Annotated in this window: 9 protein-coding genes; 3 read left to right on the plus strand and 6 right to left on the minus strand. The window is 71.5% G+C overall.

Annotated features, from left to right (window positions below; genetic code table 11):
• Window positions 1-12: 12 nt before the first annotated feature.
• Window positions 13-5,757, minus strand: coding sequence for a pullulanase-type alpha-1,6-glucosidase (gene pulA, locus ACQPZ4_RS49705; protein WP_433053378.1), 5,745 nt, complete (start codon window positions 5,755-5,757; stop codon window positions 13-15).
• A gap of 70 nt (window positions 5,758-5,827) precedes the next feature.
• Complete coding sequence (locus tag ACQPZ4_RS49710) at window positions 5,828-6,277, minus strand: MarR family winged helix-turn-helix transcriptional regulator (protein WP_433053381.1); 450 nt, start codon at window positions 6,275-6,277, stop codon at window positions 5,828-5,830.
• 44 nt (window positions 6,278-6,321) lie between these two features.
• Here ACQPZ4_RS49710 and ACQPZ4_RS49715 point away from each other — a divergent pair, with 44 nt between their 5' ends.
• Window positions 6,322-6,705: an HAAS signaling domain-containing protein gene (locus ACQPZ4_RS49715; protein ID WP_433053384.1), complete on the plus strand. Its 384-nt coding sequence runs from the start codon at window positions 6,322-6,324 to the stop codon at window positions 6,703-6,705.
• A gap of 36 nt (window positions 6,706-6,741) precedes the next feature.
• Here the strand turns inward: ACQPZ4_RS49715 and ggt are convergent, their stop codons facing one another.
• A complete protein-coding gene (ggt, locus tag ACQPZ4_RS49720) occupies window positions 6,742-8,556 on the minus strand; it encodes a gamma-glutamyltransferase (protein ID WP_433053387.1) in 1,815 nt (604 codons plus the stop codon).
• 6 nt (window positions 8,557-8,562) lie between these two features.
• Entirely contained in the window at window positions 8,563-9,543 is a 981-nt protein-coding gene (locus tag ACQPZ4_RS49725) for a GlxA family transcriptional regulator (RefSeq protein WP_433053390.1), read from the minus strand.
• Window positions 9,544-9,562: 19 nt separating this feature from the next.
• Here ACQPZ4_RS49725 and ACQPZ4_RS49730 point away from each other — a divergent pair, with 19 nt between their 5' ends.
• A complete protein-coding gene (locus tag ACQPZ4_RS49730) occupies window positions 9,563-10,885 on the plus strand; it encodes an MFS transporter (protein ID WP_433067086.1) in 1,323 nt (440 codons plus the stop codon).
• Between the two features lie 4 nt (window positions 10,886-10,889).
• Here the strand turns inward: ACQPZ4_RS49730 and ACQPZ4_RS49735 are convergent, their stop codons facing one another.
• Entirely contained in the window at window positions 10,890-13,121 is a 2,232-nt protein-coding gene (locus tag ACQPZ4_RS49735; RefSeq protein ID WP_433053393.1) for a hypothetical protein, read from the minus strand.
• Between the two features lie 336 nt (window positions 13,122-13,457).
• Here ACQPZ4_RS49735 and ACQPZ4_RS49740 point away from each other — a divergent pair, with 336 nt between their 5' ends.
• Window positions 13,458-13,601 (plus strand): hypothetical protein, encoded by a 144-nt coding sequence (locus ACQPZ4_RS49740; protein WP_433053396.1) that lies wholly within the window; start codon window positions 13,458-13,460, stop codon window positions 13,599-13,601.
• Window positions 13,602-14,734: 1,133 nt separating this feature from the next.
• On the opposite strand, the gene ACQPZ4_RS49745 is transcribed toward ACQPZ4_RS49740, so the two are convergent.
• Complete coding sequence (locus ACQPZ4_RS49745; protein ID WP_433053399.1) at window positions 14,735-16,288, minus strand: aldehyde dehydrogenase family protein; 1,554 nt, start codon at window positions 16,286-16,288, stop codon at window positions 14,735-14,737.
• Between the last annotated feature and the right edge of the window lie 2 nt (window positions 16,289-16,290).

A 16,290-nucleotide genomic window follows, 5' to 3' on the forward strand; every position in this document is an offset into this window, starting at 1 on the left:
GCCGCGCGAATCTCATTCCTCCACGAATACCGCCACCGTGCGTGCCGGAACGGTGAACGATCCGTGCGCACTGTCGAAAGTGGACTGCCGGGCCACCGGATCGGCCGAGGCGGCCTGGACCGGGTGCAGGGACACGTTCGCCCCGCGGTACGCGGCCACGGTCTGCGTGGTCGCCACCGCGCCCGCGTTGAACACGACCACCAGCGACCGCCAGTGGCCGTCCAGGCCGCGGGCGTCGAGCACCATGGTGATCACCCCGGGCGTGGCCTGCGCGCCCGACAGCGGGAAGCTCAGCCGCTGCTGGACCTGGGCCGCGGTGCCCAGCGAGAACACCGGCGAGCCGGCCCGGATGCGCTGCAGCTCCTGGAAGCGGGCCGCGGCCAGGTCGATCGCCGCGCAGTCCGGGATCAGGGCGGGATTCGCGAGGAGCGGCTGCGCGTACGGCCACTTGTCCTGGTTGTCCGCCGCCGGCGGCAGCCCGGCGCCGAAGCCGTTGCCGTCGGCGCAGTCCCAGCGGATCTGGTTGAACCAGTCGCCGGAGTTGAACGAGTTGCGGTCCAGCGACTTGGAGCGCAGCCGGTCGGAGCCGGTGGTCACGAAGCCGGTGCCCTGCCCGAGGACCGTCGTGGCCAGCGCGAGCACCTGCAGCCGGGCCCGCTGCTCGGCGGTCGTGGTGGTCGGCAGCTTGAAGGCCATCGTGTCGTACAGGATCTCGTTGTCGTGCGCGTCGACGTACGTCACCGCCTCGCTCGGCGCCCGCGTGTAGCCGGCCGGCGAGCCGTTGTAGTCGACCTGCGCGCCGGTCACCCGGTGCCCGGTCGAGTCGGTGAACTCGTAGGCGGCCAGGTTCCCGGTCAGCCCGACCTGGATCAGGTCCTGGTAATGCAGCAGCCGGGTCTTCTGCTCGGCGGCCGAGCCGTTGACCGGGTCGCCGTTGGGGTCGGTGAAGAGCCCGGTGGCGAAGCCCTGGATCCGCGGGTTGCCGTCGAACGGGCCGCCGCCGCGCACCGCGTCGCGCAGCCGGTCGTTGAAGGTCCCCACGCCGGTGCCGGCCATGTTGGCCTGGGTCGCCTGCACGAACCGGGCGTCGCCGGCCACCTCGCCGAAGTTCCAGCCCTCGCCGTACAGCAGGATCTTCTTCCCGTCCACGCCGTCCTTGGCCACCGTGAGCTGGTCCAGGGCGGCCCGCACGGCCATGATGTTCGCCTTCGGGTGGTGGCCCATCAGGTCGAACCGGAAGCCGTCGACCTTGTACTGCCGGGCCCACTGCACGATCGAGTCGACGACGAGCTTGCCCATCATCGCGTTCTCGGGCGCGGTGTTGGCGCAGCAGGTGGAGTTGGCCACGGCGCCGTCGTCGAGCAGCCGCTGGTAGTAGCCGGGCACGATCTGGTCGAGCACCGAGTACTGGTCGGTCCCGGCGGCGGTCGTGTGGTTGTAGACGACGTCCATGACCACCCGCAGGCCCGCCTGGTTGAGCCCGGCGACCATCTGGCGGAACTGGGTGATCCGCGGGGTGCCCTGCGGATCGGTCGCGTACGAGCCCTCGGGCGCGTTGTAGTGGAACGGGTCGTAGCCCCAGTTGTAGCCGTCCCGGTCGGCGACCTGCGCGATGCAGGCCTGCTGCTGCGGGGAGTCCGGCGGCAGCGCGGCGAGGTCGCACGGCGGCTGGGCCTGGTCGGCGCGCACCTCGGGGATGGTCGAGATGTCGAAGACCGGGAGCAGGTGCACGTACGAGGTGCCGGCCTGGGCCAGCTGCCGCAGGTGCCGCATGCCGGCCGACTGCGGCTGGGCGAAGGCGAGGTAGGTGCCGCGCTGCTCGGCCGGCACGGTGTCGTCGGCGATCGAGAAGTCGCGCACCGACAGCTCGGTGATCTGCGGGCGCGCCGGGGCCGGCGGCTTGCGCAGGTCGCCCCAGCCGGACGGGCGCAGGGCCGGGTCGGCGAGGTCGGTGAGCTGGCTGTGCGTGCCGTTGGCGGAGAGCGAGACGGAGTACGGGTCGGTGACGCTCGCCGTGGTGACCGCGTGGATCGCGGGCTGGTAGGCCGTGACCCGGAACTTGTAGTAGACGTTCTTCCAGCTCTTGTCGCCGGTGGCGGACCACACGCCGGTGCGCTCGTCGCGGCGCATGGCCACGACCTGCGGGGCCTTGGTGAGGTCGCGGTACAGCTCCAGCGCCACGCTCTGGGCGGTCGGCGCCCAGACGCTCACGCCGGGCTTCCCGCCGTCGAACGCCGGACCGAGCTTCGCGCTCAGGGCCGCCCCGTAGAGGTCGTCCAGCGCCCCGGCCAGCTGCACCCCGGTCGCCTCGGTGACCTGCCCGGACACGTCCCGCTCGACGGCCACGAGCTGCCCCTTGAGGGCCGCGGTGAAGGCGTCGCGGTCGCCGTCGAGATGGAACGTCTGGTACGCCCACAGGTGCGGGAACTTCGCCCGCTGCGCCTCGGTCAGGTTGCCCGGCACGGCGCTCATCGGGATCTTGGTGCCGTTGCCGATGACCTGCCCGTCGACCACCTTGAGCCCGCCGGCCGGGGCGGACCACAGCTCGTAGCTGTGCCCGTCGGTCGGCCCGGCTTTCCACGCGACCGTGCTCCGGTCGATCCACACCGCCTTGGCCTTGTTCACGTCGGTGTCGGGCGTGCCCTGGTCCGGGATCGGCAGCAGGTACTTCTCCTGTCCGGCGAGGATCCACACCTCGTGCCCGACGGTGACGAGGTCCAGCGCCTGGTCGGCCGGCAGGTCCTTGGTGTCGCCCTTGTGCACGATGTAGTTGAGCAGCGGGGCGTTCTCGGCCAGCGGCACGGTGAACGTCACCCCGAACGCGTCGGTGCCGGACGGCTGGAGCGGGCTGCCCCAGTCGGTGCCGGTCGCCGCGCCGGTCCACACGTGCAGGCCCCAGCCGTCGTAGTCGCCGGCCGGGCGCCGGTAGTGCAGCACCGCGGTGTGCTCGGCCGCGGCCCGGGTCGGGTGCACGGTCGCCTCCATGGACCGCACCCACGCCTCGCCCTGGGCGCTGGGCAGCACCGACTGGTCCGGGCCGGGGTCCTTGGTGTCGCCGTTGTGCACGATGAAGTTCACCGGCTTGCTCGGGTCGGCCACCGGCACGTGCCAGTACGCCCCGTACTCGTCGACGCCGTCGGGCTGGCGCGGGTTGGGCCAGTCGGTGGCGGTACCGGCGGAAAGGCCATCACCCCACAGGTGCAGGCCCCAGCCCGCGTAGTTGCCGTCGGGTCGTCCGTAGTGGATCGAAACGCTGCCGGTGGCGGCCGCCTGGGAGGTGTAGATGGTCGCATCTCCTTGCTTGAGCCAGATCTCCGGATGTTTCGACGGATCGAGCGATCGATCCGCCTCCACGTCCTTGACCCCGTTGCCGTCGATCACCAGGAAGCCCATGTTCGTGGCTCCCGGCTTCAGCTTGACCCATGCGAAGCGCCCGTACGAGTCCTCTCCCGCGAATGGCGCGCTCGCCGGCCAGGTCATCGGGTCCTGGATGTCGCCCCAGGCGTAGACGCCCCAGCCGGTGTAGTCGTTCGCCGGCCGCTGGTAGTGCACGATCGCGTAGTCGGGGGCGGCCGCACTCGGCGCCGTGCCGACCTTCGTGGAGATCTTGGCTTCCGTGGTACGTCCAGAGCCGTCCCGGACCACCGCCTTGTACTCGAGCTTCGTGCCCGCCGCGAGCCCGTCGAGGTCGTGATAGGCGGAGTACGGGCCGGCCTGGTCGGTGCCGAGCAGCTGCCAGGCGCCGTCGCCGACCCGGGCCGCGAACGTGACGCTCGACAGCGGGTCCCCGGTCACCTCGGCCCGGACCTGGGCCACGCCCGCCGGCGCTGGGTCGACCGCGAGGGTGAGCTGCGGCTTGGCGGTGGCCTTCTTGATCTGGCCGCGGGCCTTGAACACCACCGTGGTCAGGGCCGGGATGCTCAGCTGCAGCTGGCCGTTGCCCGCCGTCGCGGCGATCGCGCCCGTGCTCGGGTACAGCTGGTCGAACGTGGTCGTCGCCATGTACGTCGGCACCGTGATCGTCTTCGTGCCGGTGCCGTTGTTGCTGGCCACCACGTACTCGACCCGCTGGTCGGGGTCGATGCGGGAGAAGGCGAAGACGTTCTGGTCGGCGTACCGCGTCACCTGCACGCCCTGGCGCAGGCCCGGGTTGTGCTCGCGCAGGTCGGCCAGGCTCGCGATGGTCCGGTAGATCGGATGGCTCGTGTCGTAGTGCGACACCGCGTGGGTACTGTCGGTGCCCAGGAGGTCGTCGTCCAGGTAGTCCGCCGTCCTGGTGGCGAACATGTCCTGGCGCGCGTCCTTGTCCCCGCCGGCGCCGGTGAAGCCCTGCTCGTCGCCGGAGTAGACGACCGGCTGGCCGCGGGTCAGGAACATCAGCTCGTGCCCGAGCTCGTCGCGGCGCAGGTGGGTGGCCGGGTCGGTGCCGCCGGTGGCCACGAAGTAGCCGATGCGGCCCATGTCGTGGTTGCCCAGGAAGGTCGGCAGGCCGTTCGCGTTCGTCCCGGGCGAGATGTACATGTCGTCCTGGGCGTACATGTCGGCCAGCTCCTGGCCCGAGCCGCCCTTGGCCGCGAAGTCGGCCGCGGCCTGCTGGAACGGGAAGTCCAGGGTGCCCGGCAGCCGGCCCTTGCGCACGTACTGCGAGTCGAACGCCGGGTTCGCGTCGTACACCTCGCCGAACATGAAGAAGTCGTTCTTGCGCGCCTGCTCGGCGGCGGCGTCCACGCCCTTGACGAACTGCGGCCAGAACTGCATGTCGACGTGCTTGGCGGTGTCGATGCGGTAGCCGTCGATGCCCGAGTCCTTGACCCAGTCGGCGTAGATCTTCGTCATGCCCTTGACGACCTCGGGCCGCTCGGTCCACAGGTCGTCGAGGCCGAAGAAGTCGCCGTACTCCGAGTTCTCCCCGCTGAACGTCGAGTCGCCCCGGTTGTGGTATATCAGCGGGTCGTTGAGCCACGCCGGCTGCTTGACGCTCTGGTCCGCCGCGCTCGGGAACACCGGCGTGTAGGGGAACGACTGGGCGTTGACCGGCGGGAACCCGTGCGTGCCGTCGGCGTAGTTGCGGTCGTCGAACTTGTTGCCGTTCGCGTCCTTGTACGGGTAGTCGGTCTTGTCCCGGTACGTGTACTGGTTCTGCGCGTACCGGATGACGTCCGCGGTGTGGTTCGTGATGACGTCGAGGTAGATCTTGATGCCGCGGTCGTGCGCCTTCTTCGTGAGCGCCTTGAGGTCGTCCTTGGTGCCGAAGTGCGGGTCGATCGCGGTGAAGTCGGTGATCCAGTAGCCGTGGTAGCCGGCCGAGACGTCGGCCCCGCTGCCCTGCACCGGCCGGTTCTTGAACACCGGCGCGAGCCAGATCGCGGTGGTGCCCAAGCCCTGGATGTAGTCGAGCTTGTCGATGACGCCCCTGAGGTCGCCGCCGTGGTAGAAGCCCTTGTCGGTGGGGTCGTAGCCGGTGCTGAGCCGGTCCCCGGACAGCCCGCCGGTGTTGTTGGCCGGGTCGCCGTCGGCGAAGCGGTCGGCCAGCACGAAGTAGAACTGCTCGGCCCGCTTCGCCTTGCCCTTGTCGCGGTCCTTGTTGTCCAGCAGGCTGGCGATCGAGGGCTCACTCGACCACTCCGGGACGCCCTCGGCCGAATAACTCGTTGGCTGCTGCGGTACGTCCGGTGTGCGCGGATTGTCGCCCGGCATCGCGGCGAGCACGGCGAGGGTGGTCAGGATGCCTAACGTCAGGTGCTTGGCGGACGGCATGGCGGGGCCCTACCTCTCTGGCGAGGTGGGCACCGTATCGATCGATGGAGATCCTTACAAGCCTTGACAGCTAGCCTTTGAGCGTTGTCGTGATCGCTTCGCTGATCAGCCTCAGCTGCTCGATCTGCTGCGGGGTGAGCGGATCGAACAAATGCGTGCGAACCGTTTCGACATGGCCCGGAGCGGCCGAAACCAGGGCCGCGAAGCCCTCGTCGGTGAGGTCGGCGAACTGGCCGCGCTTGTCGTCGTCGCAGTCGCGGCGCTTGACCCAGCCGCGCGACTCGAGTTTCGTGACGGCGTGCGAGAGGCGGCTGCGCGACGAGCGGGTCTTGACCGCCAGCTCGCTCATGCGCAGCGAGCGGCCCTCGGCCTCGGAGAGCACGACGAGAATCTCGTAGTAGGCGTGCGGCATGCCGGCCTCGTGCTGCAACTCGCGGTCGAGCCGGTCGATCAGCAGCGTGGTCGCGCTGTAGAAGGCGCGCCAGGCGGCCTGCTCTTCGTCGTCGAGCCAGCGGGTCATGCTTGCATTTTTGCACGCGCAGAAAACTTCTTACTGGAGACCAGTTGACGGATTTGCCCGAGGGAAATCGCGCGAGCCCCTACGATTTCCTGGTCAACGACTATCTGCGCGCCGTCGAGCAGGCCCTGGACGGCGTTCCCGCGAACCGGCGAGCCGAGCTGCTCGCCGATCTCTCCACGCACATCTCGGCCAAGCGGGCCGAGCTGGGGCCGCAGGAGACCGAGGTCGAGGTGCGCTCCATCCTCGACCTGCTCGGCGACCCCGCGGATGTGGCCGTCGCCCTGGACGACCCGGAGCCCATCGAGCTCGAACCCAAGCGCAAATCCGCTGCGCTCATCTGGGTCCTCATCACCATCGCCGCCTCGGTGAGCCTCTGCCTGCTCGGCGTGCTGGCCATCGGGCTGCTGGCGTTCTTCCTGCGCGGGTGACCGCCCTCGGCGCGAGGGCGGCCACCCGTTGATCGGCTAGCGGACCGTGCCGGCCGAGCCGGTGCCCCTTCGGACCGGTTCGGCGCAGGCCAGCAGTTTGCCGTGGCCCAGGAACTCGATCGCCGTGGCCGCACCGATCTCGGCCATCGGCGTGTACGTGTGGCCGAGCGCGCCCAGCGCTCTGCCCTCGGCCGAGTCGATGAACGCCGGCTCCGCGGTGACGCTCGCGGTGTTGCGCTGCGAGGCGCGCGGGGCGGCGACCGCCTGCGGCAGGCTCATGCCGAGGTCGAGGCGGTTGACCAGGATCTGCAGGACGGTGGTGATGATCGTCGAGCCGCCGGGCGAGCCGAGCGCGAGGAACGGCTTGCCGTGCTGCAGCACGATCGTCGGGGCCATCGAGCTGCGCGGCCGCTTGCCGGGGCCGGGCAGGTTCGGGTCCGCGGCGGTGCCCTGCGTGTTGGTGAAGTTGAAGTCGGTCAGCTCGTTGTTGAGCAGGAAGCCGCGGCCCGGCACGACGATCCCGTTGCCGCCGATCTGCTCGATGGTCAGGGTGTACTCCACGACGTTGCCCCACTTGTCGGCGACCGTGAGGTTGGTCGTCGACTGGCCCTTGTCGGGGCTCGCCCCGCCGGTACCGGTGGCGCAACGGTCATAGCGCCCGTCGGGCGTGCCGGGCAGGACGGGCTTGGCCGCCGCCCTGGCCGGGTCGATCTGGCAGGCCCGCTCGCCCGCGAAACCGTCGGTCAGCAGGGCGTCGAGCAGCGAGCGGGAGGTGTAGTCGCCCACGTAGCGGTTGCGGTCGGCGAAGGCCAGGGCGCTGGCTTCGAGGTACCGGTGCAGGGCCTGGGTCTTGTCGAGCTTGGACAGGTTGGAGCGTTCGAGGATGTTCAGCGCCTCGCCGGTCGTCGAGCCGCCGGACGACGGGGTGGCCATGCCGTAGACGTCGTAGCCGCGGTAGGAGATCTTCGTCGGCGCCGGGTTGCGCACGTCGTAGGCCCGCAGGTCGTCGAGCGTCATGCCGCCCGGGCGGATCGGGTATTGCCAGGCCTGGCCCGGGTTCGCGGCCAGCGGCGGGTGCTGGACGGTGGAGACGATGTCCCGGCCGACCTCGCCGCTGTAGAACACGCCGGTGCCGCGCCGCGCGACGAGGTCGTAGGTCGCGGCGAGATCCGGGTTGCGCAGCTTGGTGCCGACCGCGGGTGCGACGCCGCCGGGCAGGAACAGCTTGGCCGTCGGCTCGAACTGCGCGAACGCGGCGGCGTTGTCCTTGACCTGCTGGTTGAAGGTGGCGTCGACGAGGAAGCCGTCCCGGGCGACCTGGGCCGCGGGGCGCAGCGCGGACGCGAGCGGGCGGCTGCCCCAGCGGCGGGCCGCCTCCTGCCAGGTGGCCAGGGATCCGGGTACGCCGGCCGACAGCCCGCTGACCCGCGCCTCCTGGAACGCCATGGGCAGGCCGGTGGCCGGGTCGACGAAGGCGGTCTCGCCCATCGAGCGCGGCGCGGTCTCCCGGCCGTCGAGGGTCGAGACGCGGCCGGTGCGGGCGTCGTAGTACACGAAGAATCCGCCGCCGCCGATGCCGGAGGAGAACGGCTCGGTCACGCCCAGGGTGGCCGCGACCGCGAGCGCGGCGTCGACCGCGTTCCCGCCGTCGCGCAGCACCCTGAGGCCGGCCGCGGTGGCGGTGGGATCGACGGACGCCACCGCCCCGCCGTAGCCCGTGGCCGTTGGACCATTCGTCGCCGGCTTGCTCGCGGCCGCGGGGACGGCCGGTAACAGCAGGACCGGCAGCAGGACGAGGGGAATGAGCCTTCGCACGGGTACCTCCCAGAGAGATCGACGGCGATCGCTCATATCTGCCTACCCGCCGCTGCCCTCCGGCACAACCCGGAACGTGCGGCGGTACGCGCTCGGGGCGACCCCGATCGTGTTCTGCAGGTGCTGGCGCAGCCCGGCGGCCGTGCCCAGGCCGGATCGGCGGGCGACCACCTCGACCGGCAGCTCGGTGCTCTCCAGCAGGGCGCGGGCGTGGTCGACGCGCCGCTGCAGCAGCCAGCGCGCCGGGCTCACCCCGGTCTCCTCGCGGAACCGGCGGGTGAACGTGCGCACACTCATGTTCGCGTGCACGGCCAGGTCCTGCAGGGACAACGGCGCATCCAGCCGTTCGGCCGCCCACGAACGGGTGGCGGCCAGGGTGGCGTCGGCCGGGCGGGGCAGCGGCCGCTCGATGTACTGGGCCTGCCCGCCGTCCCGCCACGGCGGCACCACGCTGCGGCGGGCCGCGCGGTTGGCGACCTCGCTGCCGAAGTCGGTGCGCACCACGTGCAGGCACAGGTCGATCCCGGCGCCGACACCCGCGCTGGTGAGCACGTCGCCGTCGTCCACGAACAGCACGTCGGCGTCGAGCTTGACCTGTGGGAAGAACTCCCGGAACTTCTCCGCCCACCACCAGTGCGTGGTCGCGGGCCGCTCGTCGAGCAGCCCGGCGGCGGCGAGCACGAACGCACCCGTACAGATGGACATGATTCTCTTGCCCTTGTCGTGGGCGCTCCGGAGCGCCTTCGTGACCATTGGGTCCAGCGTCCCTCGCTCGACGGGGTCGCCGGCGTGGATGCCCGACACGACGACGGTGTCGGCGCGGTCGAGCAGCTCCAGCCCGTGATCCGGCAGGACCTTGAAGCCCGATGCCGTTTCGACCGGGCTTCCGTTCGGACTGCATACGAGCGTTTTGTACTTCCGTTCCCCGGTCTCGTCCCTTGCTGTGCCGAAGATCTGCGTCGGGGTGCCGAGGTCGAACGGAACGAGTCCGTCCAGGACGAGGATGGCCACCAGATGCTTCATGGCTCAATTCTTGCGCATGATGGCTGCCGGGCCACTCGTCCGCCCGTACCGAATCCGCTGGAATGGTTTTGTGAAGAGACTGCACCCGGCCTGGCTCGTCGCCGCCGTCGCGTTCGTCGCCCTCGTCGGCGCGGCGGGCTTCCGCGCGACGCCGGGCGTGCTCATCCACCCGCTGCACGACGAGTTCGGCTGGTCGCTGGGGACCATCTCCCTCGCCGTGTCGATCAACCTGCTGCTGTTCGGCCTGACCGCCCCGTTCGCGGCCGCGCTGATGGAGCGCTTCGGCATCCGCCGGGTGGTCGCGTACGCGCTGCTGCTCGTCTCGGCCGGCAGCGGCCTGACGGTCTTCATGAAGCACAGCTGGGAGCTCATCGCGCTGTGGGGCGTGCTCGTCGGGCTCGGCACCGGGTCGATGGCGCTGGCGTTCGTGGCCACCATCACCGGCCGCTGGTTCGTGCACCGCCGCGGGCTCATCACCGGCGTGCTGACCGCGGGTGGGGCGGCCGGCCAGCTCGTCTTCCTGCCGCTGCTCGCGCTGCTCACCGACGCGCACGGCTGGCGCGCGGCCGCGCTCACCGTGGCCGGGGCCGCCCTCGCCGTGGTGCCGCTGGTCATGTGGCGGCTGCGGGACCACCCGTCGGAGCTGGGCGTGGCACCGTACGGCGGCGAGTTCGTGGAGGCTCCCGTCGCGACCGGCGGCGCGGCCCGGCGGGCCCTCGGCGCGCTGCGCACGGCGTCCCGCAAGCCCGCGTTCTGGCTGCTGGCGGGCGGCTTCGCGATCTGCGGGGCGACCACGAACGGCCTGATCGGCACCCACTTCATCCCGGCCGCGCACGACCACGGCATGACCGAGCCGACGGCCGCCTCGCTGCTCGCGCTCATCGGCCTGTTCGACATCGCGGGGACCATCGCCTCGGGCTGGCTGACCGACCGCATGGACAGCCGGGTCCTGCTCGGCTGGTACTACGCGCTGCGCGGCCTGTCCCTGCTCGTCCTGCCGATGCTGTTCGCGGCGACGGTGCGGCCGAGCATGCTGGTGTTCATCCTGTTCTACGGCCTCGACTGGGTCGCGACGGTACCGCCGACGGTCGCCCTCTGCCGCGAGTACTTCGGCGCCAGCGGTCCCGTCGTGTTCGGCTGGGTCTTCGCGTCGCACCAGTTCGGGGCGGCGATCGCGGCGACCGCCACCGGGCTGCTGCGGGACCGGCTGGGCAACTACGACCTGGCCTGGTACATCGCGGGCGGCCTGTCCATCTCGGCGGCGGCCTTGTCGCTGCTGCTGTTCCGGACCCGGAACGCGTCGACGGCGGCAACCCCGTCGGTTGCCGCCGTCGCTGCGTGATTCCTTAAGCGTTCTTCCTGCGGCGGGTCATGCTTTGGTCGCGGCGGGTCGCGAACAGCAGCGATCCGCCGCCGAGCACTGTCGCCAGGCCCAGCTGGAGCATCGCCGCGATCGGGGCACCGGTCACCGCGAGGTTCCCGCTGCCGCTACTGGCGCTCTGCGCCTGCACGGTGATCGCCATCTTCAGGCTGTGCGGCTGACCGTTCGGCCCGATGCCGGCGGCGACCAGCGAGTGCGCCCCGACCACCAGGTCCGGCGGCACCCGGACGGGCTTGGAGAAGTTGCCCTGCGCGTCGGTGACGACCGTGCCGAGTTCGAGCGGCTGGGAGTACACGACGATGGTCGCCGTCGAGTAGGGCATGAAGCCCGTCCCGATGACCACGATGTCCTGCCCCGGCTTGGCCGTGTTGATCAGGCCCTGGTCGGTGGTGAGCGTCAGGTTGGTGTCCGGCGGCGTGCTCGGAACCGCCGGCGCCTGCGGGGTGACCTCGTTGGACGGCCCCGCGGCCAGGGAGTCCCCGAGCGCGTTGTTGCTGACCACCGTCACCGTGTACGTCGTGCCGGCCGTCCCGCCCATCACGCACGACGTCGCCGTGGCCGTGCTGGTCGAGCACGTGGCGGGACCGGGCTTGGCGTACGCCGTGTACCCCGTGATGCCGCTCGTGTTCTGCGGCGCCGACCAGTTGGCCGTGATCGACGAGACGCCCCCGGTCGCGCTGATGCCAGTGGGCACCGGCGTCGCCGGGGCGACCGTGAACGTGTGCGTGACCTGCTCGGCCGCGTCCCACGTACCGTTGCCGGCCTGGTCCGCGGCGATCGTGCACGACCCCGGGCTGACCAGCGTGACCGTGCCGCCGGAGACCGTGCACACGAGCGGCGTGGTGCTGGTGAACGCCACCGCCAGCCCCGACGTGGCCGTGGCGCTGACCGGCACGGTGCCCTTCGACACCGACGCGTCCCCCGGCGCCGTGAAGTCGATGGTCTGCTGCTTGAGCTTGACGTACAGGGTCGGGGTGCACTCGCCCTCGGCCCGCCCGTGCTCGGCGCACCCGCCGGACAGGTCCGACCGGACGCCGGTCTCGTCGGTGACCTTCTTGTCGTCGAACTCGTACGCCCCCGCGACGGAGCTCGTGATCGGCACCGTGAACTCACAGCTCGCCTGCGCCCCGCTGAGCGCCGCCCCGCTGATCGTGAAATGGTCGGCCCCGACGGCACCCGCGATGGTGCCCCCGCAGGTGTTGCTGTTGCCGCCGACGTTGTTCGTCGCATTGGCGGCGCTGCCGACGGTCACCCCTTGCGGCAGGTCCATCCGGAATCCGAGCCCGGTCACCGACGCGGCGGCGTTCGTGTCGCTCAGGCGCAGCTCGGCGTGCAGCGTGCTGGTCTCCATCACCATGATGTGCGACGGCGAGATGTTCATCCCGACCCGCGCCGGCGCCGTGGTGACGGTCAGCGTCTGCGGCGTCTGCTGCACGGTCGGCCCGCCGGTGACCCCGGTGATCTGGGCGGCCGTCAGCTGATAGGTCCCGGACGCCTCGGCCAGCACCGGGAACGTGACCGTGCAGTCCTCGATCTCGGCACTCATCCCGAGCCCGGCCGCGACGAGCGACGTGTCGCCGGGCTCGTTCGAGAACCCGTTCGCCTCGCAGGTGGTGTCGTCGCTGCTCACGGTGTGCCAGAGCTTCCCGCCGCCCGGCAGCTGGACCGTGAACCCGATCCCGTCCACCGCCGAGCAGGTGATCCCCTTGCTGATCTGCACAACGACGGTCGTCGGATCGTGATCGTCGGTCTCGGCGGCGCCCCAGTGCGCGCTGATCGTCATGCCGGAGCCCTCGGAACACCCGAACACCGGATCGGCGGAGGCCACACTGACCCCCGGCGACGCGCTGGCACTGGGGCTTGCACTCGGCGTCGGCGACGCGCTGGCACTCGGGGTCGGCTCGACCTCGGCCGCGGTGACGGTTTGCTTGGCGAGCTTGTCGGCCTTCTTGGCCGCCTTGTCCTGCTGCTTCGTCCCGGCTTGCTTGCTACTGGCCTGCTTGTTGCCGGCCTGCTTGTTCCCGGCTTGCTCCTTGCCGGCTTGCTTGTTCCCGGCTTGCTTCTTGCCGGCTTGCTTCTTACTGGCGTGGTCCTTGGCGGCCTTCTGATCGGCCGCAGCGCCGTGGCCCGGTTTGGCCTCCGCCGCAAAGCTCGTCTGCGGTACGGCCAACACCCCGCACGTGGCAAGCAACGCCACCGCGGCCCAGCGCGTGGACCGTGCCCCTTCCCGCCGAAACATCCTCGGTTCCCCCCGTCTGGGCCCCACGCCCGACTGCGCGCGGATCACCCCCGAGGGGAAATTTACGGCAAATATCCGATTCGTTCGGGTTCGAGCAGATAATCCGGCTCCGCGGATTCCCACACCACCGCGCTGCCGATGCGGGGTCAAAGCTCATCGCCCACTGAACCGCGCCCGCAGCAAGCCGTCCCACCAACCCCGCGTCGGACGGCGAGCGCAACCGGCCGCGAACGGCCCCACCGACCGTTTCCGGCCCGACGTGGCGGCACCGGCGGCCGGCCTCCCACCACGCACATGCAGGAGCCGGTCACGCTTCACCGGATCGCGCAACGCCACACAGTGCGGGACGACGAGCCCGAGGTCGTCGCGCCGCGCGCCATCGAGGTGGCGCCGGTCGTGGGTTCGCATCTGGTCCCCGACCCGCTCGAGTGGTACTGACCAGGCACCGCCCCCCGCCCGGGCACACCGTCCCATCCCGCCCCGGGCCAGCGTTTTCACGCGGGACCGGCCACCACGCCGGACCGGGCACCACGCCGGACCGGGCATCACGCGGGACCGGCCACCACGCCGGACCGGGCATCACGCGGGACCGGCCACCACGCCGGACCGGCCACCACGCCGGACCGGCCACCACGCGGGACCGGCCACCACGCCGGACCGGGCATCACGCGGGACCGGCCACCACGCCGGACCGGGCATCACGCGAGACCGGGCACCACGCGGAGACGAGCCGCTTCTACACCGGCCCTGGGCTGTTCCCCGCGGAGACCTGGCCTCTTCCCTACAGGTTCCGGCCTCTCTGCACGGGCTCCGGACGGTTCACGCGGAGACTCGCCCCCCTTGCCCCGCGGGCTCCAGCTCCTGCTACGCGGACTCCTGCCGATTCCGCGCGGAGACTGGTCCCATCCCTGCAAGGCTCCGGCACCCACCGCGCGGGTTCCGGGTTGTTCCGCGGGCTCCAGGCTGTTCCGCGGGCGCCGGGCAGCCGGTCCCTGCGCGGCCAGTCCTGCGGGGACAGGACGGTGCGCGGGATTGGGACCGCTCGGGACTGGCATGCTCCGTGGGGAGACCAGCACCTTCTGCGCGGGCTCCGAGCTGTTCCGCACGCGCCGGGCGGCCGGCACCTTTCTGCGCGACCGGCCATTGCGCGGCGGGCCCCTGCGCGGATGCCCGCCCAAGGTGCACGCCCGCCCAAGGTGGACCGCCCGCCCGAGATGCACGCCCGCCCGAGATGGACGCCCGCCCAAGGTGGACCGGCCGCCCGGGGTGGACGGCCGCCCGAGGTGGACGGCCGACGCCCGCCCGAGATGCACGCCCGCCCGCCCGAGGTGGACCGCCCGCCCGAGGTGGACGCCCGACGCCCGCCCGGGGTGGACGGCCGCCCGAGGTGGACGGCCGACGCCCGCCCGAGATGCACGCCCGCCCGCCCGAGGTGGACCGCCCGCCCGAGGTGGACGCCCGACGCCCGCCCGGGGTGGACGGCCGCCCGAGGTGGACGGCCGCTCGGGGTGGGCCGCCGCCTGGGGTGGACGGCCGCCCGAGGTGGGCGCCCCCGGGAGCGGGCGCGATCGCTAAGGCTCCAGCCGGTACCCCATGTCCGGCGAGATGGTCAGGGTGTCCATCTGCGCGCGCTGCAGGCGGCCCGAGTAATCCCAGTTCATCGACTGCCAGCGCGTGAACTGGTCCAGGACCCACACGCCCGATTGGCGGCTGCCGTTGCCCGAGCGGCCGTTGCCGCCGAAGGGCAGATGGGCCTCGGCGCCGGACGTGGAGTTGTTGATGCTCACCATGCCCGCCCGGGTGCCGCGGCGGAATTCGAAGGCCTTGCGCGGGTCCGTGGTGTAGATCGCCGCCGACAGGCCGTAGCCCGGAGCGTCCGCGAGCTCGAGCGCCTCGTCCAGCGTCGAGTACCGCGCGACGCCCACCAGCGGGCCGAAGGTCTCCTGCTGGAAGATCTTGTCCTCGGGACGCACGCCGTGGACCAGGACCGGGTGGTAGAACAGGCCCGCCGCCGGGTCGCCGGCGAAGCCCGCCCGCGGGTTCGAAGCCGTGATGCGGCCGGTGCCCGTTGAGCCCGAGACGCGGTGGTGGCCCTCGATCCAGTCGAGGTAGCCCTCGTAGCGCTCCGCGAAGCGCGTGCTCATCAGCGGGCCATAGAGGACCGCAGGGTCCGTCGGGTCGCCGACCACCGCGCCCTGCACCGCGGACTCCAGGCGGCGGCTGAACTCGTCCAGGACGCTGTCGTGGACGATCAGGGTGCCCAGCGAGGTGCAGCGCTGGCCGGCCGTGCCGAAGCCGGCGAACAGGGCGCCGTGCACGGCCAGGTCCAGATCGGCGTCCTCGGTGATGACCATCGGGTTCTTGCCGCCCAGCTCCAGGCAGGCGCTCTGCAGGTGCCGGCCCGCCAGTTCGCCGATGCGGGCGCCCACCTCGGACGAGCCGGTGAAGCCGATCTTGTCGACCAGGCCCTCGGCCAGGGCGGACTCCAGGCCCGCGTACGTCGTGGGGCCGTCGGCGTGGACGATCTCGAAGACGCCGGAGGGGACGCCGGCGCGGCGGATCAGTTCGGCGAAGGCGTCGGCGCAGGCGGCCGCGTACTCCGCCGGCTTCCAGACGACGGCGTTGCCGCAGAGGAGGGCCGGGACGAGGTACCAGCTGGGGACCGCCACCGGGAAGTTGCCCGCCGTGACGACCGCGGCCACGCCGACCGGGACGCGGAACGTGAACAGCTGCTTGTCGGGCATCTCGCTGGGGACGGTCTGGCCGTAGAGGCGGCGGCCCTCGCCGAGGAAGAAGTCGCAGGTGTCGACGATCTCCTGGACCTCGCCGCGGGCCTCGGGCAGGGTCTTGCCGACCTCGCGGGTGACCAGGGCGGCGAGCGCCTCGAAGTTGGCCTCGACCAGGCGGCCGAGGTTGGCCACGACCCGGCCGCGAACCGGCGCCGGCACGTCGGCCCAGGCCTTCTGCGCGCGGCGGGCGGAGCGGCAGGCGGCGACGAAGGTGTCGGCGTCGGCCAGCGCGACCTCGGCGACGACGTCGTCGAGCCGGGAGGGGTTGAGGGATGGCACCCGGTGATCGGTGGCCGAAACGGGTTCTCCGCCGACGGTCGAGACGAGCAGCTTCATGG

Origin of the sequence: Dactylosporangium sp. CS-033363, from assembly GCF_050942475.1 — a bacterium.
Lineage (GTDB): Bacteria > Actinomycetota > Actinomycetes > Mycobacteriales > Micromonosporaceae > Dactylosporangium.

Bases quoted from the DNA above. Each gene is read 5' to 3' on its own strand.
- ACQPZ4_RS49725 (WP_433053390.1), bottom strand. From the start codon at position 9,543: ATGAAGCATCTGGTGGCCATCCTCGTCCTGGACGGACTCGTTCCGTTC.
- ACQPZ4_RS49745 (WP_433053399.1), bottom strand. From the start codon at position 16,288: ATGAAGCTGCTCGTCTCGACCGTCGGCGGAGAACCCGTTTCGGCCACC.
- pulA (WP_433053378.1), bottom strand. From the start codon at position 5,757: ATGCCGTCCGCCAAGCACCTGACGTTAGGCATCCTGACCACCCTCGCC.
- ACQPZ4_RS49740 (WP_433053396.1), top strand. From the start codon at position 13,458: ATGCAGGAGCCGGTCACGCTTCACCGGATCGCGCAACGCCACACAGTG.
- ggt (WP_433053387.1), bottom strand. From the start codon at position 8,556: ATGAGCGATCGCCGTCGATCTCTCTGGGAGGTACCCGTGCGAAGGCTC.
- ACQPZ4_RS49710 (WP_433053381.1), bottom strand. From the start codon at position 6,277: ATGACCCGCTGGCTCGACGACGAAGAGCAGGCCGCCTGGCGCGCCTTC.
- ACQPZ4_RS49730 (WP_433067086.1), top strand. From the start codon at position 9,563: ATGGCTGCCGGGCCACTCGTCCGCCCGTACCGAATCCGCTGGAATGGT.